The sequence below is a fragment of the Legionella stuttgartensis genome, assembly GCF_977063405.2.
This window is the reverse complement of the sequence record NZ_CDRUHA020000110.1, coordinates 266,738-290,789: the sequence shown is the minus strand read 5'-3', so window position 1 is coordinate 290,789 and position 24,052 is coordinate 266,738. Positions and strand designations below refer to the sequence as shown.

Sequence of the window (24,052 nt, the reverse complement as noted above, 5' to 3'; positions counted from 1 at the left end):
TGAAATTGTGGCTAAAAAATCAATGCTTATGAGAGAGTTAAAGCGTAGCAAGCTTGTAAATAAGTACAGTAAGCGTAGAAACGAATTGAAAAAATTGATTAAATCATCTGATGATTTTCAGGTAATTATGGATAGTCAGTTAAAGTTAGCTAAATTGCCTGTTAATTCAAATCCTGTTCGTTTTAAAGAACGATGTCAACAATGTGGTCGTCCACATGGTGTTTATCGTAAATTTGCTCTTTGCAGAATTTGCTTAAGACAACAACTAATGGTTGGTAATATACCAGGCGGAAGAAAATCTAGCTGGTAATTTTTTAATTGGAGAACGATTGTGAGTATGCATGATCCAGTTGCTGATATGCTGACCCGAATTAGAAATGGTCAACAAGCAAAACATCAGCAAATAACGTTAACTTCTTCTAAGTTGAAAGAAGAAATTGCTCGAGTTTTAAAGGAAGAAGGTTATATCGAAAACTTCTTTGTAGAATCACTAGATAATAATCTTAAATTGATGACGATAAAGCTGAAATATTATCATGGCAGACCTGTTATCGAACTGATTAAGAGAATTAGCAGACCTGGATTGCGAGTATATAAGTCTTATAAAGATTTGACTTCTATTCCTGGTTTTGGTGTGGCTATATTGTCTACATCACAAGGTATAATGACCCATATATCTGCAAAGATGAAAGGCGTTGGTGGCGAAGTCATTTGTGAAGTGGCTTAATACTTGCGAGGAATAATATGTCTAGAGTAGCAAAAGCCCCAGTAGTTCAACCAGCAAATGTTGAAATAACAATAGGTGATGGTGAGGTTACTGTAAAAGGGCCTAAAGGAACACTAACCCAAAAAATTAATAGGTTAGTAAAAGTAACTAAAAATAAAGATTCTAACCATGTTGAGTTTGCTCCTGCTGCAAATGATCCAAAAGCTTGGGCACAAGCTGGAACGGCGAGAGCATTAGTAAATAATATGGTTAAGGGTGTAACTGAAGGTTTTGTTGTTACCTTGGAATTGGTCGGGGTAGGTTATAGAGCACAATCTAAAGATAAGTCTATTACATTATCATTAGGTTTCTCTCATCCTATTGAATACCAATTGCCTAAAGGTGTTTTAGTTGAAACTCCAAGCAATACAGTTATATTGCTAAAAGGAGTGGATAAACAAATTTTGGGCCAAGTAGCTTCTGAAATAAGAGCATTTAGACCACCAGAGCCTTATAAAGGTAAAGGTGTTAAACTAGCTGGCGAGTATATTGCTCGTAAAGAAGCGAAAAAGAAATAAGGTTTAAGTTATGAATAAACACAACTCACGTGATCGACGTGGATTAAAAGCAAAAGCACTGATTCGTAAATCAGGCAGAGCAAGACTTGTCGTTTTTAGAAGTGGTTTGCATATTTACTCACAAATCATTCAAGCAGATAAGCTGGGTGATAAAGTAATCGCTTCATGTTCAACTAACGATAAAGAATTACGCGCCAGTCTGACCGGTAAATGTAAAGTAGAACAAGCCACCTTAGTTGGCAAACTGCTTGGTAAGCGTGCGAGCGAGCAAGGCGTTACTCAAGTTGCATTTGATCGTGCTGGTTATAAATATCATGGCCGAGTGAAAGCCCTTGCAGAAGGTGCTCGCGAAGCTGGATTGGATTTTTAAGGAACGATTATGGCATTCGATGAATCATCACCTAAATCAGATGGCTACCAAGAAAAGCTAGTATCGGTTAATCGTACAGCTAAAGTTGTTAAGGGAGGCCGTGTTTTTGGTTTTGCAGTGCTTGTTGTTGTTGGTGACGGCAAGGGTAAAGTTGGCTTTGGTAGAGGTAAGGCTAGAGAAGTTCCAATTGCTATTCAAAAAGCAATGGAACAAGCAAAGAAAAACATGGTTTATATTCCACTTTCTGGATCAACTATTTTCCACGAGATTACTTGGAACTATGGCGCTTCTAAGGTATTTATGAAGCCTGCAAGTGAAGGTACTGGAATTATTGCTGGCGGTGCGATGAGAGCTGTATTAGAAGTTTTAGGCGTACAAAATATATTAGCTAAGAGTATTGGTTCTACCAATCCAAGCAATATTGTAAGAGCAACGATCGCAGCTTTAACTAATATTGGTACCCCAGATTATGTTGCGGCCAAGCGTGGTAAAACTGTTGAAGAAGTTATGGCGGGCTAATTATGGAAAAGAAAATTAAAATAACTTTGGTTAAGAGCATTATTGGCAGAAAACCAAAGCATATTTCTATCGTAAAACAATTAGGTCTTGGTAAAACTAATTCTAGCGTATCACATAATGATACCCCAGCGATCCGTGGCCTTATTAATAAAGTTGACTACCTATTGCTGGTTGAGGAGAGTGTATAATGAATTTAAATTCACTATCACCAGATCCTGGTTCAAAACGTCCAAAAAGACGCTTAGGACGTGGTATAGGATCCGGGTTAGGTAAAACTAGTGGTAAAGGGCATAAAGGTCAAAAGGCTAGAGCTGGTGGTTTTCATAAAATTAACTTTGAAGGCGGTCAAATGCCAATTCAAAGACGTTTACCAAAAATGGGCTTTAAGTCACGAGTTGGTAGAACTATAGATCAAGTTTGCCTTAGTGAACTTGCAAAATTATCTGCTGATGTAATTGATTTAAATGTCTTACGCGAAGCTGGTCTAATCAATAGTTCTATTAAAGATGTAAAAGTTATTTTATCCGGTGAGTTAACTACAGCCATCAAACTTAAAGGTTTAAGGGTCACTAAAGGAGCTCGTTTGGCCATTGAAGGTTTAGGCGGCAGCATAGAAGAGTGACTATGAAAAACCAAAAACATAATGCAAGCCAATCACGTGGAGGATTGGCTGAACTAAAATCAAGATTATTGTTTGTTGTTCTCGCTATTCTGTTTTATCGTTTAGGCGCCCATATTCCTGTTCCGGGTTTGGATCCTGCACGGTTAGCGAATTTCTTTAATGAGCAACAGAATACAATTTTTGGCTTATTTAATATGTTTTCTGGTGGTGCTCTATCGCGTGTGACGGTTTTTGCAATTGGTATTATGCCATACATTTCAGCGTCTATTATTCTTCAGCTTTTTACAGTTGTCTCTCCCAAACTTGAGCAACTTAAAAAAGAAGGTGAATCAGGGCGTAGAAAAATAAACCAATATACTCGATATCTAACTTTAGTGCTTTCAGTGTTTCAGTCTTTAGGAATGGCACGTTGGTTAGCTGGACAACAAATTGCACTTCAAGCTGACTTTTCATTCTATTTTACTGCAGTTGCTACCTTAGTTACGGGTACGATGTTTTTAATGTGGTTAGGCGAACAAATTACTGAAAAAGGTGTTGGTAATGGTATTTCACTGATTATTTTTTCGGGTATTGTATCAAGTATGCCTACTGCAATTGCTTCAGTTCTTCAACAAGTTAAAGAAGGACAAATGCAAGCATTAACTTTAATCATTGTTGCTGTAGTGGTTGTTGTAGTAACAGGATTTGTAGTATTTATGGAGCGTGCGCAGAGACGTATAAGAGTTAATTATGCGCAAAGGACACAAGGTAGAAAGGTATATGCTGCACAAACCAGCCATTTACCTTTAAAGATAAATATGTCTGGGGTAATTCCTCCAATTTTTGCATCCAGTATCATATTATTACCAGCAACCTTAGCACAGTTTTTCTCTCATACTAAAGGTTTAGGTTGGCTTGCTGATGTTGGAATGGCTTTATCTCCTGGACAACCTTTATATTTAATTGTTTATGCAGTAGCAATTATATTCTTTGCGTTCTTTTATGCCGCTCTGGTGTTTAATCCCAAAGATACTGCTGATAATTTAAAAAAATCTGGTGCATACATTCCTGGAATTAGACCAGGAGAACAAACAACTAAGTACATTGATGGTGTAATGACTCGTTTGACATTAATCGGAGCAATTTATTTAGTTTTGGTCTGTCTTTTGCCTCAGATCTTGATGTATACATGGCATGTCCCTTTTTATTTCGGAGGAACGTCTTTGCTGATTATCGTAGTTGTTATTATGGATTTTGTAGCTCAGGTACAAGCTCACTTAATGACTCAGCAATATGATTCTTTAATGAAAAAGGCTAATTTCAAAGGTACAAAATTACCTGGTCTTTTATGATTTTTATCGGAGTTTGGAATGAAAGTAAGAGCATCTGTAAAGCGAATTTGTCGCAATTGCAAGATTATTAAAAGAAGTGGCACTATACGGGTTATTTGTAAAGATGCCAGACACAAACAAAAGCAAGGTTAATATCTGCTTGATTTAATTTTATAAAAATAGTATTCTTCTGTCCCTTTCGACAGAACAAATAACGTTCGGAGAAGTTAATGGCTCGTATTGCAGGAGTAAATATACCTGATCACAAACATGTTGTGATTGCTTTAACAGCTATATATGGTATTGGTAAACCTACATCCTTAAAATTATGTTCTACTGTTGGGATTGAACCTTCTAAAAAGGTATCAGAACTAACTGATGCTCAACTTGAGTCTTTGAGAACAGAAATTGCAAAAATAACAGTGGAAGGTGATTTGCGTCGTGTTGTGACAATGAACATTAAACGCCTTATGGATCTAGGATGTTATCGTGGTCTAAGACACAGAAGAGGGTTGCCATTGCGGGGTCAACGTACGAAAACTAATGCTCGTACTCGAAAAGGCCGCAGAAAGGGCACTACCGTTTGATTTTTCATGTAGGAAAGTAAGATGGCAATAACTAAGTCAAAACAACAAAAAGTACGCAAGAAGGCAAAACGTGTCGTATCTGATGGTATCGTTCACGTACATGCTTCTTTTAACAATACTATAGTGACCTTTACTGACAGGCAAGGTAATGCTCTGTGCTGGGCAACATCTGGTGGTTCAGGATTTAGAGGCTCAAGAAAAAGCACACCTTATGCTGCGCAAGTTGCTACTGAGCGTGCTGCTGCTGTTGCTAAAGAATACGGTATGAAATCTGTGGCTGTATTTGTTCATGGCCCTGGCCCTGGAAGAGAGTCCACTATTCGTGAATTGATATCACAAGATTTTAAAATTGTTGAAATTACCGATGTTACGGGTATACCTCATAACGGGTGTAAATCACCTAAAAAACGTCGTGTATAAGACTCAGGAGTAATTAATGGCTAGATATCTTGGTCCAAAATGTAAGTTATCACGTCGTGAAGGTTGTGATTTATTACTTAAAAGTGGTGTCCGTGATCACAAGTCCAAATGTAAATCAGAAAAATTACCTGGACAACATGGCGATAAGAAACCACGCCTGAATGGTTATGGAATCCAGCTTAGAGAGAAGCAAAAGATCAGAAGATTGTATGGTGTTCTTGAAAAGCAATTCCGTGGCTATTACAAAATGGCTGCTCGTATGAAAGGCTCAACAGGTGAAAACCTAATGTCTTTACTTGAAAGACGTTTGGATAATGTTGTGTATCGTATGGGTTTTGCAACCACACGCGCTGAAGCACGTCAATTGGTTACGCATAAAGCCATACTTGTTAATGATAAAATAGTTAACGTCCCATCGTTTTTAGTAAAACCTGGTGATGTTGTATCTGTTCGACAAAGAGCTAGAAGTCAAGGTCGCATCCAAGCAGCTTTAACTTTGTCTGAACAAAGAGCTCCATGTGATTGGATTACTGTAGATACTTCTTCTTTTAAAGGAACTTTCTCTACAGCACCAACGTTAACTGACTTATCTTCAGACTACAACGTAAACTTAGTTGTAGAACTTTACTCTAAGTAAGCTCGGAGAAATAGCTGAATGTATACTGAAATCAATGAAATGTTGACACCTAATGTTCTTAAGGTCCAGGCAGAATCGCCCTATAAAGCTAGAATAGTTTTAGAGCCTTTGGAGCGTGGCTTTGGTCATACTCTCGGCAATGCTTTGAGACGTATTTTACTATCATCAATGCCTGGAAGTGCAATTACTGAAGCCTCAATTGACGGTGTTCTACATGAATACAGCACAATTGAAGGTGTGCAGGAAGATGTCGTTGACATATTACTGAACCTAAAATTAGTTGCGATAAAAATGACAGTCGGTGAAGAAGCTATGATAACACTGAACAAGCAAGGTCCTTGTCAGGTTACAGCTGGAGATATTCAACTGACTCATGGATTAGAGATTGTTAATCCAGAGCTTGTTATTGCTAATTTGAATGAAAAAGGCAAATTAAATATGACATTGAAAGTTGAACGAGGAATTGGTTTCCACAGTACTGATTCATTCATTAGACATTTCGATGATGAAGTAGAAAGAAAATCTGTTGGGAAGCTTAAAATTGATAATAGCTTCTCTCCAGTTAAGAAAGTGGCTTATTATGTTGATAGTGCTCGTGTAGAAAATCGTACTGACCTTGATAAGTTAACTATCGAATTAGAAACGAATGGAACTATTGATGCTGAAGAATCAATAAGAATTTCTGCTAGTATTCTTCAAAGACAACTTCATGCATTTGTTGATATGAAATTTGAAGAATCTCGATCTGATAATAAAGAACGCAATGATTTTGATCCTATTCTATTACGTTCCGTTGACGATTTAGAGTTAACTGTGCGATCTGCAAATTGTTTGAAAGCAGAAAATATTCATTATATCGGCGATTTAGTACAAAGAACTGAGAATGAACTCTTAAAAACACCTAATTTAGGTAAGAAATCTTTAACTGAAATTAAGGATGTTTTAGCTTCACGTTCATTATCGCTAGGTATGAAACTTGAGAATTGGCCGCCAGCAAATCTTGGCGAATAATGTTTAGGAGTTTTGGTTATGCGTCACCGTAATTCTGGCCGAAGTTTTGGCCGTACAAGTAGCCACAGAAAGGCTATGTTTGCAAACATGTGTTGTTCTTTGATTGAGCATGAGTTGATAAAAACAACTTTGCCTAAAGCTAAGGACCTGCGACGTTACATTGAACCTTTAATTACTGTATCAAAGGTTGATTCAGTGGCTACTCGTCGTCATGCGTTTGATATTCTAAGATCCAAATCAGCTGTGGGTAAATTATTCAAAGATTTAGGTCCACGTTTTGTTGAGCGTCCTGGTGGTTATGTGCGTATCATCAAATGCGGATTCAGAGAAGGTGATAATGCACCTATGGCTATCGTTGAACTATTAGACAGACCTACCGTCAGTGACGAAACTGAAGAATAACGTACTATTTTTATTATTCTAAAACCCGCACTATGCGGGTTTTTTATTTATATACGGATCAAAGTTGTATCTAGGTAATTTATAGTGCCCTTCGAATTTGGCAATATAGTTATAACTTTTCGCACCTTATGCTTTAAAGTGTTTTAATAAAAGTTAAATCCACGGCTGTTGATACACCAGTAAATTACTTTCAATACCACCTGTTTGTTCTGTTGATTTTGGCTCTAACAACATGACGTGCACTTCTTCATCGGCTACCGGTTTATGTTCCACACCTTTGGGGACAATATAAAACTCTCCTTCTTTTAAAGTAATTATTTTATCTCTAAGCTCGAGTTTGAGTGTTCCTTTCAATACTAAAAAAAGCTCATCTTCTGTGGCATGGGTGTGCCATATAAATTCACCTTTGAATTTAGCAAGCTTGACATACTGACCGTTTAACTCCCCCGCAATACGTGGAGACCAGTACTCATTAAAGAGTTTAAATTTTTCTGTTAAATTCACTTTATCCATAATTACCTCATTGTATTAGTTATGTAGACATTGCTTAATTATTTTGTACTATTGGAAGAAATGATTGTTTAGTATAGTGAATTCCATGTAGTTTCGGTACGGAGGAGAAGTATTTGGCGAGAATAGTATTCCTGGGTTTCGCTTCGCTGCACCCAGGCTACAATTAGTTGAAACAACGTATATTTACATGTTTAGAATGGAACATCATCATCCAACTGATCAAAAGCATCTTGTGGTACTTGTGGAGATTGTTGTCTGCCAGAATTTTGATTGCTTGGTGCAAATTGAGCTTGCGGTATCTCATCGAAACTTGATGAGGCCGTTCCTTTACTGTCTAGCATTTGAATGTCATTTGCTACAATCTCAGTAGTGTATCTATCTTGGCCCTGCTGATCCTGCCATTTTCTGGTTCTTAAACTGCCTTCGATGTAGAGCTTAGAGCCTTTGCGCACATATTCGCCGGCTATCTCTCCTAAGCGGTTAAAACATACTACACGGTGCCATTCAGTTCGTTCTTGCTTTTCACCGGACACTTTATCTTTCCACGCCTCACTAGTGGCAATTGATAGTGTGGTTACAGCATTTCCATTTGGTAAATAACGTACGTCAGGGTCAACACCCACATTACCAATGAGGATGACTTTATTTATACCTCGTGCCATTTCTGATCTCCTGTATGCGAAAGTTAGGAGAAGAGTATACCTAATTTATATATCCCTTGCACGGATGAGTTGCAATAGAAATTCGCTAGAAAAAGGAACAAGCATACCCATCTCGTATGCTTGTTATTAGCTTATAATTCGGAAATTTTTTTAAGCCAATCTTTTGCTTCGCTACTCACGTGTTCATCATGCATTATCTTATCGTAAACAGCTGTTCTTAACTCACTTGAATTTCCACAGATGTTTTCCATGAGTTCATTCCAAGCGGTTATTGATTCAGCAAAGTGCATTTTATTCGCTTTTGCGAGTACTTCATGAATGCATTCAAACCAATATGCATCTATAGCACGATCGAGCCAGTCCACAATTTCGGTTGTTAGTCCATGATCTTCAAGACCTTTTCCTTCCTTAAAACCTTTTTCCCATTTGGTGGTTCGCAGATGTGCATGCTCCTTACCATATAGATTATTGATTAAAGTCATGCATTGTTTTGCTAAGGAAATACCAATTGTTGATTGAGGAGCATTATGTAAATTATTCTGAATTTCGTTTACCAAATTAAACCAATTATCCTCAAACTGTTTCTTTTCTTTTTCGTTAAAACGAGATTGCAGATTTGCTTCAAATTGCGCATATTGCTCTAACTCTTTGGGATTAAATACTTCTTTAATCCAAGAACTTTCAAGTTGTTGTGTCATACGATAAACCTCTATTAGCTGTATTATTTGTTCCCAAGGAATAGACTTTTCTCGGCCACAGTTTTCAGTTACTTGCTTTAGAATACTACTTGCTTGCATGAGTGTTTCTGCTTTTTCTTGCAAAAACTTTGCTTGTAGGCTGAAGTGCTCTAGCACCTCTGTATTGTGGGCAAGTAATTGTTTGATTTGCGCTAATTCAAAACCAAAAAATTTCAGCGCAATAATCTGTTGCAGCTTTAATAAGTCTTGTTCAGAGTACAAACGATAACGATTGCTTAGACGTAAACTGGGTTTAAGTAAACCAATTTTGTCATAGTGATGTAGCGTCCTTACTGAAATTTGTGTAAGTTGGCTAAACTCTTTTGCATACCATTGTTTCATCGTTTTTCCTCCTTGTTACCAAGGCTAATGTATGACGTAAGGTTAGAGTCAAGCAGGTTAATCAAAAAGAGTTTTGTCCGAACTGGAAACAAGTTCATACAGACGCGTAATTTGTTTTTGGGTCACCCGATGCGTTGAAAGTGGCGGTAAGCTGGTTATGTCAAAAAAATCAATTTCAGAAATTTCTAGATTTTCTGTTGCTGTTCCCGACAAAATGTCGCAATGAAAGAAACATTTATAAGTATGGGGCCATTGTAGTGGATGATCATGTTTTTGTTTATCCCATAATGCAAGTAGTCGGATTACTGAAACATCAAATCCAGTTTCTTCTTTAGCCTCTCTTATTACTGATTCTGAGGCAGATTCATTTGTTTCCGCCCATCCACCAGGTAAGGTCCAGAGTTCATCAGAGCGTTCCTTAACTAATAAGACTTTATTATTTTTTAAAACAAAAGCACGAACATCTATTTTAGGTGTTGCATATCCTTTTTCTAATGAAAAAATCTGCTTTATCTCTTTAAGTGGTGTATCCGAATAGTTTGCCATAAACTCAAACGCAATCTCCCGAAGTCTTAGGTAGCGTTCTTTATCAAACTCATTATTTGAGTAACATAGCCCATTTTGAGCAATTGCTTGAATTTCAGTAATGTATTTTAGCCAATTAAAATCAATTTTAGGCATAGTGTATAATCCCTGTGTATTTTCTTTCATTTTCAGTATTGACTCTCACGTTACGTGATAGTTTAGAATCAGCTCTCCAGGAGAAAGTTGAATGAAATATTACCAAATTAAAGAGATTAGCCAAATGACCTCATTAACAATTAGGTCATTACAGTATTATGATGAAATCGGTTTATTGAAACCAACAAAACGTTCTGATAGTGGCTATCGTCTTTATTCTGAAATGGATTTAATAAGATTACAACAGATCACTACTTTAAAGTTTTTGGGTTTTTCTTTGTCGACAATCAAAAAGATTATAGAAAGTCCAAATTTTGATGTGATGGCATCCATTAGCATACAAGCACGTGAATTAACTGAGAAAGCAAATCGGATTAATGAGGCGGCTTCTTTGCTTACTTACATTTCCAGTCAAATGGAAATGAAGCAACCAGTGAATTGGAAAAGTACTGCAAAAATTATAGAAATATTGGAGTTAAATACAATGAATGATCAAGTTCTGCAGAAATATAAAACTGAAGCTGAAAAATCCGAATTAGGTAAAAAGTCTGCCTATGATGATACGTATAATCCGGATCGATTATTCCCAATTCCGAGAGCGGGGAAGCGACAGGAAATCGGCGTTGATCCCATGCAATTACCTTTTTATGGCTTTGATTGCTGGAATCATTATGAAGTTTCCTGGCTTAATGCGAAGGGTAAACCTATGGTCGCAATTGCTGAATTATTTTATGACTGCAGCTCACCTAACTTAATCGAATCAAAATCATTAAAACTTTATTTTAATTCGTTCAACAACACGCGAATACAAAATGTCGATGACTTGGAGCATACGATTAAAAAAGACTTGCAAGAACGTGTTGGTGCAGAAGTTTGGGTGAAGGTTCATCCTTTAGAAGCAGCCAATCAGTTTGCGATACAACCATCTTTTACAGGGGAGTCACTCGATCATCTTGATATAGAATGTTCTGTGTATCTTGTTGAACCTTCGTTTCTTTTTACAGGTGATGAACTACTGGAAGAAACCTTATACTCCAATCTATTGAAATCAAATTGCCTGGTCACTAACCAGCCTGATTGGGGAAGTGTACAAATTGCTTATAAAGGAAAGAAAATTAACCGTGAAGGCTTATTGAAATATCTTGTATCATTCCGAAATCATAATGAGTTTCATGAGCAATGTATTGAACGGATATTTGTTGATATTATGAACTACTGCAAACCAGAACAGTTAACTGTATATGGTCGTTATACCAGACGGGGAGGCTTGGATATCAATCCATACCGTTCTACAGAAAAGACTCCCTTTATCGATAAAAATTTGCGATTGATTCGTCAATAATTAAATGCATACCTAATTTGAGTTATCAATAAAGATAACTCAAATTAGACAATCCAAATTTATTTTTGATCCTATTCATTGAATTTAAATTTTAGGAATGAAAACGACAAGACCTGGCCCTAGAGCCAGTGGCGTGTGATAAAATAAACAAATTGACCAATAAAAATCATAATAATGTGATGAATATAGTTATCCAACTTTTCAAGAATATAAAATGTATTGTTTTTAAAAAAGATAATATAACAATTTATTACAATGGATTTAATGAATTACTGAATTTAATGGAATTGGTTATTGAACTTGATAAAGATGAACATTCTGTTTTTACATATGTAGTTGACCATGATACAGAAGAAACTAATAAACTGAAGTACCACGAAGGAATTAATCCAGATTATAGTGATGAAGGTCATTATCATTTTGAACGAAAAGATAAAGGAAAAATATCTATTAAGGATGTTATCCGATTACTGGATTATTTAGTTCATTACAATCTATTGAATGATACAGATAAATTTACAGTGATTAAAAGGTATTGTGAAGAAAAAGAAGCCCAAAGAAAACCAAGTATTTTTTCTCATATAAGTGATAAGGACTCAGTGAGTCTTGTTCCTGCTGAGCGTATGATAAACCCAAAGTAAGTGTGATTAATGTTGATGAACTGCGACTTTTTATCGATTTCATCATATAGAAGGCAACAGGTGATTTATGGCAATTTGCTCAACTCAGGAACTAAATGTTTAGTGCGATGTAAATAATTACTGGCTATAATATGCTTCATATTTGATCTTGATGCTTATCTAATGAATATATTATACATACCATTTTCATTTGAGGATGCTTTATATGATTTGCAAAGGAAAGCCAAGGTTTGGTATGAGCGCTCTAAAAAGAAGAATAAAGAAGTATTCATTATTTATCACGATAGCGATAAAGTCACCAACCAAGACAATATTCATAAGGCTTTGCAAAATGGGGAATGTCACATTTATATTTTAAGCCATGGTATGGATACGTCTCAACTCATAGTATGTAACCAAACAGTTGATGATGATACTTATCGAGAACTTACGATAGAGAGCGTTGCAAAGAATTTTATAACTGATTTGGTGATACCAAACTTTAGTGATAAAAACGTCATTAAGCTATTCTTTTGTGATGAATACCGACTAGAGAATAAGTCTCGCTGTATGGCGGAGCAATTTCGTAAACAATTAGGTGAAGCACTCCAAAAGATGGAGATCGAGTATTATTCAAAGGTGAGTCTAACTGTCCCCGGAATAGAGGCGCAGAGCTTGTTTGCGGGAGCGAAGGGAGCTGTTAAAGTACTCCACATGAGCAATGATGTCTTTGACTTTAACTTAACTTGTCTTGTAGGAAAGGCTAAAATGTTTAGACATGGGCTAAATGAACAAACATCAGTAAGCGCTCCGTCTTCTTGTCTATTATCAGCACGATTCTTTGGCAGGCCGCTACAACACAAAAAAGTAGAATATCCTGAGTATTCGCACCCTATTCTAAAAGAGTTGGCTAAAAAATTTGTCAGAATAATACAGTCTGATAAATTATTATCAAAGAATCAAGATAATATTATTGATGAGTTATTATCTCTTTTACCTCGCAATATAAAAAGTTATATGGTGGGTTCGACAAAATTTACTGGTAAGAGTGTGAAACTTGAATTTAATATTAATAAGGAAATTCTTAAGCTTTATTTAAAGGAATTAGGAATTGCTCCTGAAAAATCTGAAATTTCAGAAAATCAAAAAAATAAAATAATTTAAAGTGAATGCCATAAAAGTGCGATTCATCACATTATTCGTCAAAGATCCTTTGATATTATTGACGCTGTTATAAAAATTTCCCTTTTCAGGAGGATAGAGTTGATAGAATTTTTTCTGCACTTCCTTCGGGGTAGTTCTCTCTATTAACGCGCAAATAGACAACCTGCTCTTTTTCTGCAAGTGCGACTTCAATCACTCCTTTAATACTTAATAGTTGAGCAATAATGTTCTCTTTTTTCTCGGACCATGGATAGGGTAAAATAAGTGTTGCAACAGAGACGTTTGAATTCATTGAAATTGAAGTAATTAACCAAAAAACACCCATAATGGCATTAGTAATAAAGATCCCTTCGCTACTGTTCCACTGATACAACACACCAGATAGTGCGCCACCAATAAAAAGACCTAAAAATTGACTGGTTGAATAAATACCCATGGCTGTCCCTTTACTGTTGGGATTTGCCTGTTTCGATACAAGAGAAGGTAATGCTGCTTCGAGGATATTAAAAGCAACAAAGTAAATTAACATGAGGGTGCACAAACTAAACCAATTTTGAAACGTATAGGCCAATAATAATTGTGCCACGGTCATTGTAAGAACTGAGGAAACAAAAACGCTTTTCATGCGCCTTTTCTTTTCTGCAAGCACAATAAAGGGGATCATCAGTATAAATGATATAAGCATAAGTGGCAGGTAAAAATGCCATTGTTGGGATAAATGCCCTAGTTCTACTTGCTTTCTTAAGATATAGGGGATGGCAAAAAAAGTTGCTGTTAGAATAAAGTGTTGGCAGAAAATGCCTACATTAAGCCGTTGTAGTTGCATGTTAGAAACAACTTGTTTCAATAAAGCGGGATTTGTTTCACTGTCAATATGAAAACGTTCACTTACCGGTTTAGGAATGACCAAATGAAGCAAAATGATTCCGGTTATTGCTAATAACGTAGTGAGGTAAAAAATACCGGCTAGGCCGAAATGATGCGTAATAGCTGGGCTCACAACCATAGCCAGACTAAAAGATGTGCCGATGGTCATACCAATGACAGCCATTGCTTTAGTGCGTTGCTCATCAGGGGTAAGATCAGCAAGTAATGCGATTAAAACGCTTCCAATTGCCCCAGTACCTTGTAATGTTCTGGCGAGGATCATTCCATAAATAGAATCCGTCATAGCGCCAAGTAAGCTTCCACAAGCAAAAAGGAGTAAGCCCAAAGTAATCATGGGTTTTCTACCTATTTTATCAGAAAGCATACCAAAAGGCATTTGAAGGACGCCTTGAGCCAACCCATAAACTCCAAGCGCGAAACCTACCAATGCAGGAGTCGCGTTTTGCAAATTTTCTGCATAAATACTAAATACAGGAATGAGTAAAAACAAACCAAGCATGCGAAAAGAAAAAATTGCAGCTATAGGAAATACAGTTTTAAACCAAGAATGCTTCATTCATTATTATATGTTTAACTTAATCGTGTGCCGATAGTACAAAGTTAGCCCTCTAGAAACAAGATATTTAAAAATTTAATGATCTAATCATTGCTTTATCGATAAATAAAAATGAAAATGTAGTTTTTTTGTAACTGTTCTTCCAAGGGTGTCGATATATGAGCGCTTGGTATCTTGAAATCGTAGCCTAGGCGGAGCGAAGCGGAACCTGGGTTTTTGTAGGGAACAAATTCCCGGGTCGCTTCGTGTTCACCCAGCCTCTACATGGACATGATTTCTTAAGTGGTACCATTGTTTTATCAACAGTTGCTTTTATTTTTAATAAATTGAAGTTGATGAGGAATATTCCATGAGTTTGGTTTTTGCAGATAAAGTTGGATTGATTACTGGCGGTGCACGAGGTATCGGTAAGGCGACTGCATTAAAGTTAGCACAGGCAGGATGTGATATTGCTATAGTTTATTACAACAGCTCTGATGAAGCCCAAGCTTTAGTTAAAGAAATTCATGCTATGGGGCGCAAGGCAATTGCCCTTCAAGCTAATGTGGCCGACCATCAGTCTGTGAAAGAAATGTTTGCTCAATTCCGAGAACACTTTAATCGACTTGATTTCTTAATTAGTAACGCGGCCAGTGGTGTTTTAAAGTCGGCACTTAAGATGTCAACGAAACATTGGCGTTGGTGTTTAGAAACGAATGCCTTGGCATTAAATCATTTAGCGACAGAGGCTCGTTCATTAATGCCCAAAGGAGGTCGCATTATTGCTTTATCCAGTCTTGGCGCATCTCGAGCAATTCCTAATTATGCCTTTATCGGTGCTTCTAAAGCGGCTCTTGAAGCATTAGTTCGCTCTTTGAGTCTTGAGTTAGCTGCTGATGGGATTACTGTGAATACTGTTTCTGCTGGAGTAGTTGATACAGACGCATTAAAGCATTTTCCTAACAGAGAACAATTACTTGATGAATATCAAGCTCACTCTTTGACCGATAGACCATTGACAACACAAGATGTCGCCAATGCAATTTATCTCTTATGCTTGCCGGAAGCGGCTATGATTAATGCGCATACTTTATTTGTTGATGCAGGGTATAGTCAGGTTGGCTAATACCTCATCACTTTAATTTTGTGTCTTTAAAAAAATATATGGTATAATTCCGGGCTTTTTAAATTAGCTGATCTCTGAGGAACAAAATATGAATGTAGCAGACGTTTATCCTAAGGTTAGGGAAATTGTTGCTGATGTGTTAGTAATTGATGCAGAAGAAGTATCTCTTAACAGTCGATTGATAGCAGATCTAGGCGCTGAATCTATTGATTTTCTTGATTTGGTTTTCCAGTTAGAAAAAGAATTCAAAATTAAAATTCCTCGTGGTCAATTGGAAAAAAATGCACGTGGTGATTTGGCGGAAGACGAATTTGAAAAAGGTGGCGTTATTTCTGAGCGCGGTTTGAAGGCATTGCAAAACTATTTAAGCGAGGTTCCTGCAGATCAATTCAAACCCAACATGAAAGTCAATGAAATACCCTTGTTATTTACCATTGAAACTTTTTGTAAATTAGTTGTTGTTGCGATCAAAGAGCAACAAACTGCCGGAGCAGGGGCTTAGTTTCGGTTTACTTTTAAAGATTAAATAGGGTTTAATAAATACTGATGAGATTCTTATTCGTTGATCGTATAGTAGAGTCATCTCCTGGAGAGTTAATCCGGGGGATCAAGCATATTACCTCAAATGATACGTTCCTCACAGTTGATGAACAAGGGCGGCCTTGTTTTATTCCTTCTTTAATCGGTGAAACACTAGGGCAATTGGCTGCATGGAATGTAATGGCGCTGCAAGAATTTACTCGTAGGCCTGTGGCTGGTATCGTCGCACGTGCCTCCATGCATCGGAGGGCATATGTCGGGGAGACTTTATTGCTGGAGTCATTTATAGAGCACATAGATGATTCAGTCATGCAATATCATAGTGAAGCCCGGGTGGGTAGTGAGCTTGTCTTCAGTCTTGACGGCGCTTTAGGCCCTTTGCTGCCTATGGATGATTTTATCAATTTGGATGAAGTGAAACAGCAATTTTCTGAAATTAACCGCCCTGGTGACTGGTCGGTTATTAGTAAAGAAAGTGGGCCCGAGGTAGACGATTATCTGCTAATGGGTTCGGAGTTATCCGTAATGCCCATGACATTTGATAGAATTCGTTCCAGTGAACCAGGGGTTAGTTTAATCGCTGAAAAAAGAATATCACGAGCAGCCCCTTATTTTGCAGATCATTTCCCCAAAAAACCTGTATTACCTTTGACGGTATTATTGGAATGCAAGCTTAATTTAGCTTATGAATTTGTTCAGCGCGCAGGATATACAACGCATTATCAAGTGAGCGAGTTTCGCAAAATAAAAATGAATGAATTTGTCTATCCCGGCGATGTTCTTGAATGTAATGTAACAGTTAAAAAGCAAACAGAAGACGAGTTGATCCTGGCCTACCGCAGCGAGGTTGCCGGGAAACGTGTTTGTGTTGTAGATGTGGTACTTATTCCCAGAGGGTAAATAAAGTGAAAAAAAGACGAGTGGCTATTACAGGTTTGGGTGCAGTTTCCCCTTTAGGACTTGATGTACAGTCCACATGGTCTAATTTATTGGCAGGACACTCCGGAATTGCTGAAATTAAGCAATTTGATGCCAGTGCTTTTCCGACATATATTGCGGCTGAAGTAAAAGACTTTACGCTTGATCCCAAATTAATTACCAAACGTAGTCGCTTTTCAGTGCATTTTACCCGCTATGCTCTTGCAGCCGCTCAACAAGCTTTTGATGATGCTGGTATTGTGCCTACCGAACAAACAGCAGGCCAGTGGGGAGTAGTTACAGGCAGTGGTATGATGACTGCTGAATTTGATTATCTATCTCGATTTCAACAAATTTGTGCCCAAGATGGTGAAGCAGATTGGGGACGCTTGCTGGATAACACACAAGAATTTTATAAATTATCTGATTTTGGTAAAACGACACCAAACTCAGGATTGTCTTTATTGATTCAACAATACGGAATTAGAGGTTATGCTTCCTCAGTTCATACCGCATGCGCTTCAGGTGGCCAAGCATTAGGATTAGCAATGCAAGTCATTCGGCGGGGTGAAGCCGATTTTATGTTGGCTGGCGGATTTGATTCAATGATTAATCCATTGGGATTGTCTAGTTTTTGCCTATTAGGTGCCTTATCAACGTACAACAGTACACCGGAAGCAGCAAGTCGACCTTTTGATGCGACACGTAATGGTTTTGTTTTGGGAGAAGGGGCTGCTTTTTTAATTCTTGAAGAATGGAGCAAAGCAAAAGCCCGTGGTGCTCGCATTTATGCCGAATTGGCTGGCGAGGGGAATTCCTTAAGTTCTTATCGAATTACTGATTCTCATCCAAATGGTGATGGTGCGATTCAAGCAATTGAGCGTGCGCTTCAGGATGCAGGAGTACAGGCTTCCGATGTGGATTACATTAATGCACATGGCACCTCAACCAAAATGAATGACTTAAGCGAAACGAATGCGATTAAAGCTGTTTTTGGAGAGTCTGTTGCAACTTTGCCAGTAAGTTCGACTAAAGGTCAAACGGGGCATTTGATTGCTGCGGCAGGGGCACTTGAGGCTGTATTATCCGTTAAATCAATAGAACAGGCACAGATACCTAAAACGGCCAATTTAACTAACCCTGATCCAGAATGTGATTTGGATTATGTGGTTGATGGGCCACGGGAACGATCTTTGGGCGTGGTTTTATCCAATTCTTTTGGATTTGGTGGCTCCAATAGTTGCTTATTGTTTAAGCATCCTGAGTTTGGAGGAGCAGATTTATGAGTCAGGACAATAGAGTATTTATCACGGGGCGCAGTGTATTAACTGCATCAGGTGCTACTGCGGATGCAACTTGGGATTCAATTCTTTCTGGTAAAAGTGGCATTGCTGAAATAACCCAGTGGGATTTGTCACAATGGTCTCATCGTTTGGGAGGGGAACTAAAAGAGTTCAATCCTGCAAAAATGCTACCGGACCGTAAGTTGATGAAAGTCATTTCACGTCAGGATGTGATGGGAATTAATGCTGCAGTACAAGCAATCGAACACAGTCAAATGATTGCTTATCGCGATACTCTTGAAGATCCCAATTCATTTAATGAGCAAACAGCGGTCTTTGTGGGTTCGCCGGGGAATAAATATTTTCAACAATATGATTTTTTACCGTTGTTAGCAAAAACCCACGGCAATATGCAGCAATTTGCGCAGCATTTGTTTGAAACAGTCCATCCAATGTGGTTATTACGAATATTACCTAATAATGTTCTTGCATATACAGGGATTACCTATGAATTTAAAGGCCCTAATCATAATGTAACCAATCATGCTGTGGGTGGAACCCAAGCTCTATTGGAAGCATATCATGCTATTCGCACCGGTCAGGCAGAGCGAGCGGTCGTTGTTGCCTATGATATGGGTATTGAACCACAAGCGCTATTTTATTATGACCAATTAGGGGTATTGAGTAATCAACATTTAAAACCTTTTGATGAGAGCCATGACGGCACAATTTTAGCTGAAGGTGCTGCGGCTTTGGTATTGGAAAGTGAAGCCAGCATGCGTGCACGCTCAGCAACGGGTTATGGTGAGATTATCGGTGGTTTATCTACTAGTGAAGCAGAAGGCCTGTTTTCTCTGGATACAAGTGGGCAAAAGCTTACTGAATTGATGCAGCGTACTTTGGATCTTGTAAAACTAAGTTCTAATGATTTAGGATTTATCGTTGCACATGGAAATGGTAATAGTAAATCAGATTATAGTGAATCTCAGGCAATACAAAATGTGTTTGCCGAAGAGGAAATTCCAGTAACAGCATTCAAGTGGTCTATGGGACATACTCTATGCGCTTCTGGATTGATTGACGCAGTAATGACAACCTATGCACTTTCATCTAAATGTGTGCCAGGGATAGCTAATTTGCAAAATATTGCATCCAGTTGTGATGGTTTATTCGTAAGTTCAGAGCATAAGACTTTAAAAAGAAAACCCTATGCACTAACGATTAATCGAGGATTTGCCAGTATGAATGCGTGTTTGGTGATCAAAGCTTGTGACTAAATTAGAGCAAAAAGTTAATGAATTGCCCGTGAGCTGGTTAGGTCGATTCGTCCATAAATTTTTACCCTATAAGCGGCAAATAGTTATGGCCAATATCGATCGTGTTTTCGGTGATCAATTAAGTCAAGCGCAAAAAAAGCGGCTTGCTATGTCCTATTATTCACATTTGCTTAAATCCTTTAAAGAAGCCATTCAATTGCGTTTTATGTCAGAAGATGATTTACGCAATCAGGTCGAGGTTCGCGGTCACGAAAACATGCTGGCGGTTGTCGCACAACAAAAAGGTGTTTTAGTTCTAACAGGGCATTTTGGCAATTGGGAAGTTGCACCAATCGGCGGTGTTTTAAATTTTAAAGAATTTCAAGGACAGTTTCATTTTATCCGTCGTACTTTATCAATCAAATTTATTGAGCGCAGTTTGTTTAAGCAATACTACCAAGTCGGTTTAAACGTTATTCCTAAAAAAAATTCTCTAGATAAGGTTTGCGCTGCTTTAGAGCAAAACCATGCAGTCATTTTTGTTCTGGATCAACATGCTTCTTTAGCGAATCGTGATGGTATCGCTGTAGAATTTTTTGGTACGAAGGCAGGGACTTACCGAAGTTTAGCAACGTTATCTCGTTATACGGGAGTCCCAGTAATTCCTGCTGCAGGCTATAGATTACCCAATGGGAAACATGTTTTAGAATTTTATGATCCTATTCCTTGGAACGATTATGGAAATGCTCAAGAATCCCTGTACCATAATACATTGGCTTACAACCAAGCTTTAGAACGTATTATTTTGGCTCATCCTGAGCAATGGAACTGGATGCATAAACGTTGGAAGCTCAAGGCCTAATCGTTTCACTACTACTGATTACATTTTTAAACGATTCAATATGTTCCACCTCAAAGGTATCTTCCTCTTCTTGTGTTGGTTCTTTCATTTTAGAAAAAAAACTTTCCGCCCAATGGAATGCGCTTTGTGCATATCCCGTTGCCTCACAAGCATATTCTGAAAATACTTTCGAGGCGTTCGTAACAAAGTCAGAAGATGCCTCTGTTTTTGAAGGTTTTGGGGGAGATTTGATTATTAGTTCTGGCATAGGGCAATCCAATTCATCAGAAACATATTGGAGGTGATCGGAATCGTCATTGACCTCCGCAAGCAAGGAATCCACCTCACTACGTTGTTTTTCTTTTAAGGTTAATTCCAACAAATGGAATCGATTGACAATAAATGGAGTTTGGTTTTCTTTTAACCAGCGATAAAGCTCTTCGTTGTGTTCTTTATGGATCATTACGTAATGATATAATTTATGGAGTTTTTGTCTTGTTTTGAGCTCTTCTTTAGGCATTATCTGTAACGAATAACTATCGAATGCTTTAATAATGGCTTCAAATTTTTCCTGTGTTAATGGCAATCGAATTTTGTTTAACAAAATCAAAAGATCTTTTTCTTGTTCTGGAGCTGAAATTGCTTTTTTTGCTGGATTTGTAGCTTTTTTTTTATTGTTTTCCACTGGGCCCAATGACTCAGGAGCAACATAATCAGGCGGGTTTGGTTTAAAAAAACCACTCCATCCATAAGTCCAACATCGTTTAATCCATTTAATGAGAGATGCAAAAAATCCTTGATTTTGGGTCCAAATTAACTCTTGTCGTGCTTCTGAAAGCCCTTGTTGAGCTACCTGGATGATTTCCTGATTTTTTTCGGAATTAAGATTTTTTAACGCTAAGGTACATAAATTAATCACGTGTTGATAATTTTCCTTCCCTCCACGTAAACCAAAATACCGGACGATCCTCTTTGCATCAAACAGAAATAATTGATAGCTGATTTGTTCGTCAAAGAACATGGGATGATTTAAAAAAGCAGTAAATAGTACTTCCTTAATTGTTTTATCTAATTCAGGACGCCTTAACATAAACCCAATGTGATGTATGGCTTGGTTTCGTGATTTTAAATGTTCTGAGCCTGCGAAGAACTCCATGTAGTCATTGATTAGTTTCGTAATGGGCTCAGGGTCCCCTTTATAGTGTATTAAAAAATACTCAAAAAAATTAATCGACTTATCATGCTTAATCAATCCTTCTATAAAGGGGTTTTCATCGGCATTTAATAATTGTTTTTGCTCTTTTGAGACCCCAGGAATAAGTGGATTTAAATAAACTGTTTGCATAACTCTTTGAGTGTTGATTCGCTTATTTTGATAAAATAATGAAACATCTCCGTTTAATGCATGATTTCTTAAGTAGCGATTAGTTAAAAAAGCGGTGCTTTTTGCTAATTCCTTAAATGCGAGTTTATCATTTAAATAAAAAAGTAATTCAATAGCTTCAAGTGAAAAAGGATGATTTTTATCTAATAATTTTTTTGTTAGTTGATTGATATAACTTGCATATGCCTTATTATAGTGGCCGTTGAGATATAGACGCATCGCTAAAATCAAATGAGATTCTTTATTCGCATGCTCTAAAAATTTAAGAGGGAGGTTATTAAATAATCCTAAATGTTCAATAATATTGATGAGGATTGTTTCTTTTTGATTCAACTCCATTTTGCTTAGTTCATCGATGACATTGGGGCCTGCAATGTGCATTAAATGCGCCAAGACGTAATGGGCATTAGGCATGGATGAAAAATGGCTGAGCCAATAGGTTAGAACGCGGTGTCTCTCATAGAGGGGATATCGTTCAATTAACGCTTCAATCTGCGTTTTGGTTAATTGATGAAAATGAGGGACTGAGCAAAGAATACTTATTGCAGCCTCGGGTTCCAATTTGCCAATTAATGGAGTTGAGAGCGTTGTCAAATCAAGTTGATGAATCAAGGGGTTAAGGCGTGAGGGGATATGATGATCTTGTTGCGTTAATCGATTTAATAATGAATCTCCTCTTAAACAAGATAGGAATTCTTTTTGACTTAACAAGTGAATAATTAAAAGGGATTTTACTGTGCGACTTTGCACTATTTTGATGGACTCAAGAATGTTTGAGGCGGTCAATTGCCCCTCTTCAAGAGTAGTTAAAAATTGAGTTTGGCTTCTTATATCCTTATTGATCTCTTTTAAGTACTCAGAGTTCCCCATAGCCGCTTTGAATAAATCAAAACTTTGTATTTTGCTTCCTGTCATGGCACTCTCCTTTTAGTCAAGCACCGGTTTCCAAAATAGCTTTCTTTCGAAACCTACTGTGGTGGCAAATTACTTCGTCGATGTGGTGCTTGAATCCTCATGTACTCCAGTACACTCCGGTTCTACGCGCTCTATTACTTCTCATACATGCTCGCCGCAGCGAGTTGCGATGGAAGTCTAATGAGTCAGTGCGAGTGTGAGGTCGTTCTTTCAGGATAACTCTTTGTAAATAAAATTCAATACTTGTGTTAATTTTGTATAAAAAGTTAAATGGGTACGAAGAGGATTCAATTCTCTATTTTTAAAACAAGCTCCCTTCATAAACAAAAACGGCCGGACCAGTGAGGGTGATGGCCTGATTAAATTCAGGCCATTCAATAAACAAATCGCCACCAGGTAATGTAACTTTTATTTGTTTATCCAATTGATGGTATAAACGACCAATAGCCGCCGCTGCAACAGCACCACTTCCACAAGCTTGTGTTTCTCCACAGCCGCGTTCATAAACACGTAAGTTAATATGCTGTGGACTCATAATTTGCATAAATCCAACGTTGGCTTGAGCAGGAAAACACGGATGCAAACTGATTTGTTTTCCCAGAGTATCAACTGGTGCTGTTTCTGTATCGGTTACCAATAACACTGCGTGTGGATTTCCAACGCTTAAGGCATGGAAGCTGACCATTTTTTTGGATGGAAGTTCTAAAGAGTACTCAATAGCTTGTTGCTCCGCTTTAAACGGAATAGACGATGGCTCTAATTGAGGAACTCCCATATCAACGCTCACACTAGAGTCTGGATTGATATGTAAATTCATCTGTGTCGTTTTGGTCGCAACGGTCAAGTGATTTTTGTCGGTTAAACCGTAGTATTTAGCAAATAAAGCAAGGCAACGTGCTCCATTACCGCATTGACCAACTTCCTGACCATCGGCATTAAAAATTCGATAATTAAAGTCAATACCCTCTTGCTGGCTAGATTCAATCAGCAAGCATTGATCAAAGCCAATCCCGGTATTTCGGTGAGCCATAGTCGCGATTTGCTGGGTACTTAGATTAATATTCTGATGGATCCCATCGATCACAATGAAATCATTGCCTAAGCCATGCATTTTTGTAAATTTAATGTTCATAAGTTTTTCTG

At 37.6% G+C, this 24,052-nt stretch carries 30 protein-coding genes and 1 pseudogene; 24 read left to right on the top strand and 7 right to left on the bottom strand.

Going from position 1 to position 24,052, the window contains the following annotated elements; all coding sequences use genetic code 11:
• Positions 1 to 7 precede the first annotated feature (7 nt).
• The 14 genes from rpsN (at position 8) to rplQ (ending at position 7,162) form a co-directional block, all read left to right on the top strand.
• Positions 8 to 310 (top strand): 30S ribosomal protein S14, encoded by a 303-nt coding sequence (gene rpsN, locus ACWTEW_RS37450; RefSeq protein ID WP_454783062.1) that lies wholly within the window; start codon positions 8 to 10, stop codon positions 308 to 310.
• Positions 311 to 337: 27 nt separating this feature from the next.
• The gene (gene rpsH / locus ACWTEW_RS37445; RefSeq protein ID WP_202972257.1) at positions 338 to 727 is read left to right on the top strand and encodes a 30S ribosomal protein S8; all 390 of its coding nucleotides are present in this window, start codon (positions 338 to 340) and stop codon (positions 725 to 727) included.
• Positions 728 to 744: 17 nt separating this feature from the next.
• Positions 745 to 1,284, top strand: a complete 540-nt coding sequence (rplF, locus tag ACWTEW_RS37440; RefSeq protein ID WP_454783061.1) for a 50S ribosomal protein L6 — start codon at positions 745 to 747, stop codon at positions 1,282 to 1,284.
• Between the two features lie 10 nt (positions 1,285 to 1,294).
• Positions 1,295 to 1,654, top strand: coding sequence for a 50S ribosomal protein L18 (gene rplR, locus ACWTEW_RS37435; protein WP_454783060.1), 360 nt, complete (start codon positions 1,295 to 1,297; stop codon positions 1,652 to 1,654).
• A 9-nt stretch (positions 1,655 to 1,663) separates the two neighbouring features.
• Positions 1,664 to 2,173: a 30S ribosomal protein S5 gene (gene rpsE, locus ACWTEW_RS37430; RefSeq protein WP_010654817.1), complete on the top strand. Its 510-nt coding sequence runs from the start codon at positions 1,664 to 1,666 to the stop codon at positions 2,171 to 2,173.
• A gap of 2 nt (positions 2,174 to 2,175) precedes the next feature.
• On the top strand, positions 2,176 to 2,361 hold the full coding sequence (gene rpmD / locus ACWTEW_RS37425; protein WP_019233377.1) for a 50S ribosomal protein L30: 186 nt from the start codon (positions 2,176 to 2,178) through the stop codon (positions 2,359 to 2,361).
• Positions 2,361 to 2,795, top strand: a complete 435-nt coding sequence (gene rplO / locus ACWTEW_RS37420; RefSeq protein ID WP_454783059.1) for a 50S ribosomal protein L15 — start codon at positions 2,361 to 2,363, stop codon at positions 2,793 to 2,795. Before rpmD ends, rplO begins: the two co-directional genes overlap by 1 nt.
• A 2-nt stretch (positions 2,796 to 2,797) precedes the next feature.
• Positions 2,798 to 4,126, top strand: a complete 1,329-nt coding sequence (gene secY / locus ACWTEW_RS37415; RefSeq protein ID WP_454783058.1) for a preprotein translocase subunit SecY — start codon at positions 2,798 to 2,800, stop codon at positions 4,124 to 4,126.
• Positions 4,127 to 4,144: 18 nt separating this feature from the next.
• Positions 4,145 to 4,258: a 50S ribosomal protein L36 gene (gene rpmJ / locus ACWTEW_RS37410; RefSeq protein ID WP_010946099.1), complete on the top strand. Its 114-nt coding sequence runs from the start codon at positions 4,145 to 4,147 to the stop codon at positions 4,256 to 4,258.
• Between the two features lie 77 nt (positions 4,259 to 4,335).
• Positions 4,336 to 4,692 carry a 30S ribosomal protein S13 gene (gene rpsM / locus ACWTEW_RS37405; protein WP_028381376.1) on the top strand — a complete coding sequence of 119 codons (357 nt, stop codon included), beginning with the start codon at positions 4,336 to 4,338 and terminating at the stop codon, positions 4,690 to 4,692.
• A 21-nt stretch (positions 4,693 to 4,713) separates the two neighbouring features.
• Entirely contained in the window at positions 4,714 to 5,112 is a 399-nt protein-coding gene (gene rpsK, locus ACWTEW_RS37400; RefSeq protein ID WP_454783057.1) for a 30S ribosomal protein S11, read from the top strand.
• 16 nt (positions 5,113 to 5,128) lie between these two features.
• Positions 5,129 to 5,749 carry a 30S ribosomal protein S4 gene (rpsD, locus tag ACWTEW_RS37395; protein WP_454783056.1) on the top strand — a complete coding sequence of 207 codons (621 nt, stop codon included), beginning with the start codon at positions 5,129 to 5,131 and terminating at the stop codon, positions 5,747 to 5,749.
• Positions 5,750 to 5,767: 18 nt separating this feature from the next.
• Positions 5,768 to 6,760 (top strand): DNA-directed RNA polymerase subunit alpha, encoded by a 993-nt coding sequence (locus ACWTEW_RS37390; protein WP_454783055.1) that lies wholly within the window; start codon positions 5,768 to 5,770, stop codon positions 6,758 to 6,760.
• Between the two features lie 18 nt (positions 6,761 to 6,778).
• Positions 6,779 to 7,162 carry a 50S ribosomal protein L17 gene (gene rplQ / locus ACWTEW_RS37385; RefSeq protein ID WP_454783054.1) on the top strand — a complete coding sequence of 128 codons (384 nt, stop codon included), beginning with the start codon at positions 6,779 to 6,781 and terminating at the stop codon, positions 7,160 to 7,162.
• Positions 7,163 to 7,315: 153 nt separating this feature from the next.
• On the opposite strand, the gene ACWTEW_RS37380 is transcribed toward rplQ, so the two are convergent.
• From ACWTEW_RS37380 to ACWTEW_RS37365, 4 genes are all read right to left on the bottom strand, one after another.
• Entirely contained in the window at positions 7,316 to 7,675 is a 360-nt protein-coding gene (locus tag ACWTEW_RS37380; RefSeq protein ID WP_454783053.1) for a cupin domain-containing protein, read from the bottom strand.
• 191 nt (positions 7,676 to 7,866) lie between these two features.
• Positions 7,867 to 8,337, bottom strand: coding sequence for a single-stranded DNA-binding protein (ssb, locus tag ACWTEW_RS37375; RefSeq protein ID WP_182391646.1), 471 nt, complete (start codon positions 8,335 to 8,337; stop codon positions 7,867 to 7,869).
• Positions 8,338 to 8,468: 131 nt separating this feature from the next.
• Positions 8,469 to 9,416, bottom strand: coding sequence for a MerR family transcriptional regulator (locus tag ACWTEW_RS37370; RefSeq protein ID WP_454783052.1), 948 nt, complete (start codon positions 9,414 to 9,416; stop codon positions 8,469 to 8,471).
• 57 nt (positions 9,417 to 9,473) lie between these two features.
• Entirely contained in the window at positions 9,474 to 10,097 is a 624-nt protein-coding gene (locus tag ACWTEW_RS37365; protein ID WP_454783051.1) for an NUDIX hydrolase, read from the bottom strand.
• A 91-nt stretch (positions 10,098 to 10,188) separates the two neighbouring features.
• On the opposite strand from ACWTEW_RS37365, the pseudogene ACWTEW_RS37360 reads away from it, so the two are divergent.
• From ACWTEW_RS37360 to ACWTEW_RS37345, 4 genes and pseudogenes are all read left to right on the top strand, one after another.
• A pseudogene (locus ACWTEW_RS37360) lies at positions 10,189 to 10,341 on the top strand (MerR family DNA-binding transcriptional regulator); the annotation flags it as partial.
• Between the two features lie 240 nt (positions 10,342 to 10,581).
• Positions 10,582 to 11,439 (top strand): NADPH-dependent 7-cyano-7-deazaguanine reductase QueF, encoded by an 858-nt coding sequence (gene queF / locus ACWTEW_RS37355; protein ID WP_454783075.1) that lies wholly within the window; start codon positions 10,582 to 10,584, stop codon positions 11,437 to 11,439.
• A 179-nt stretch (positions 11,440 to 11,618) separates the two neighbouring features.
• Positions 11,619 to 12,080: a hypothetical protein gene (locus ACWTEW_RS37350; RefSeq protein ID WP_454783050.1), complete on the top strand. Its 462-nt coding sequence runs from the start codon at positions 11,619 to 11,621 to the stop codon at positions 12,078 to 12,080.
• A 162-nt stretch (positions 12,081 to 12,242) separates the two neighbouring features.
• A complete protein-coding gene (locus ACWTEW_RS37345) occupies positions 12,243 to 13,223 on the top strand; it encodes a hypothetical protein (RefSeq protein WP_454783049.1) in 981 nt (326 codons plus the stop codon).
• A gap of 85 nt (positions 13,224 to 13,308) precedes the next feature.
• Here ACWTEW_RS37345 and ACWTEW_RS37340 read toward each other — a convergent pair whose 3' ends face one another.
• Complete coding sequence (locus ACWTEW_RS37340; RefSeq protein WP_454783048.1) at positions 13,309 to 14,667, bottom strand: MFS transporter; 1,359 nt, start codon at positions 14,665 to 14,667, stop codon at positions 13,309 to 13,311.
• Between the two features lie 349 nt (positions 14,668 to 15,016).
• On the opposite strand from ACWTEW_RS37340, the gene fabL reads away from it, so the two are divergent.
• The 6 genes from fabL (at position 15,017) to ACWTEW_RS37310 (ending at position 20,631) form a co-directional block, all read left to right on the top strand.
• The gene (fabL, locus tag ACWTEW_RS37335) at positions 15,017 to 15,772 is read left to right on the top strand and encodes an enoyl-[acyl-carrier-protein] reductase FabL (protein ID WP_454783047.1); all 756 of its coding nucleotides are present in this window, start codon (positions 15,017 to 15,019) and stop codon (positions 15,770 to 15,772) included.
• An 88-nt stretch (positions 15,773 to 15,860) separates the two neighbouring features.
• Entirely contained in the window at positions 15,861 to 16,274 is a 414-nt protein-coding gene (locus tag ACWTEW_RS37330; protein WP_454783046.1) for an acyl carrier protein, read from the top strand.
• A 44-nt stretch (positions 16,275 to 16,318) separates the two neighbouring features.
• On the top strand, positions 16,319 to 17,212 hold the full coding sequence (locus ACWTEW_RS37325; RefSeq protein ID WP_454783045.1) for an ApeI family dehydratase: 894 nt from the start codon (positions 16,319 to 16,321) through the stop codon (positions 17,210 to 17,212).
• Between the two features lie 5 nt (positions 17,213 to 17,217).
• Positions 17,218 to 18,516 carry a beta-ketoacyl-[acyl-carrier-protein] synthase family protein gene (locus ACWTEW_RS37320; RefSeq protein WP_454783044.1) on the top strand — a complete coding sequence of 433 codons (1,299 nt, stop codon included), beginning with the start codon at positions 17,218 to 17,220 and terminating at the stop codon, positions 18,514 to 18,516.
• Complete coding sequence (locus ACWTEW_RS37315) at positions 18,513 to 19,790, top strand: beta-ketoacyl-[acyl-carrier-protein] synthase family protein (protein ID WP_454783043.1); 1,278 nt, start codon at positions 18,513 to 18,515, stop codon at positions 19,788 to 19,790. Before ACWTEW_RS37320 ends, ACWTEW_RS37315 begins: the two co-directional genes overlap by 4 nt.
• On the top strand, positions 19,783 to 20,631 hold the full coding sequence (locus tag ACWTEW_RS37310) for a lysophospholipid acyltransferase family protein (protein WP_454783042.1): 849 nt from the start codon (positions 19,783 to 19,785) through the stop codon (positions 20,629 to 20,631). Before ACWTEW_RS37315 ends, ACWTEW_RS37310 begins: the two co-directional genes overlap by 8 nt.
• On the opposite strand, the gene ACWTEW_RS37305 is transcribed toward ACWTEW_RS37310, so the two are convergent.
• Together ACWTEW_RS37305 and dapF are read right to left on the bottom strand one after the other, a co-directional pair.
• The gene (locus tag ACWTEW_RS37305; protein WP_454783041.1) at positions 20,621 to 22,909 is read right to left on the bottom strand and encodes a hypothetical protein; all 2,289 of its coding nucleotides are present in this window, start codon (positions 22,907 to 22,909) and stop codon (positions 20,621 to 20,623) included. The genes ACWTEW_RS37310 and ACWTEW_RS37305 overlap by 11 nt on opposite strands.
• A gap of 301 nt (positions 22,910 to 23,210) precedes the next feature.
• On the bottom strand, positions 23,211 to 24,041 hold the full coding sequence (gene dapF, locus ACWTEW_RS37300) for a diaminopimelate epimerase (RefSeq protein ID WP_454783040.1): 831 nt from the start codon (positions 24,039 to 24,041) through the stop codon (positions 23,211 to 23,213).
• Positions 24,042 to 24,052 lie beyond the last annotated feature (11 nt).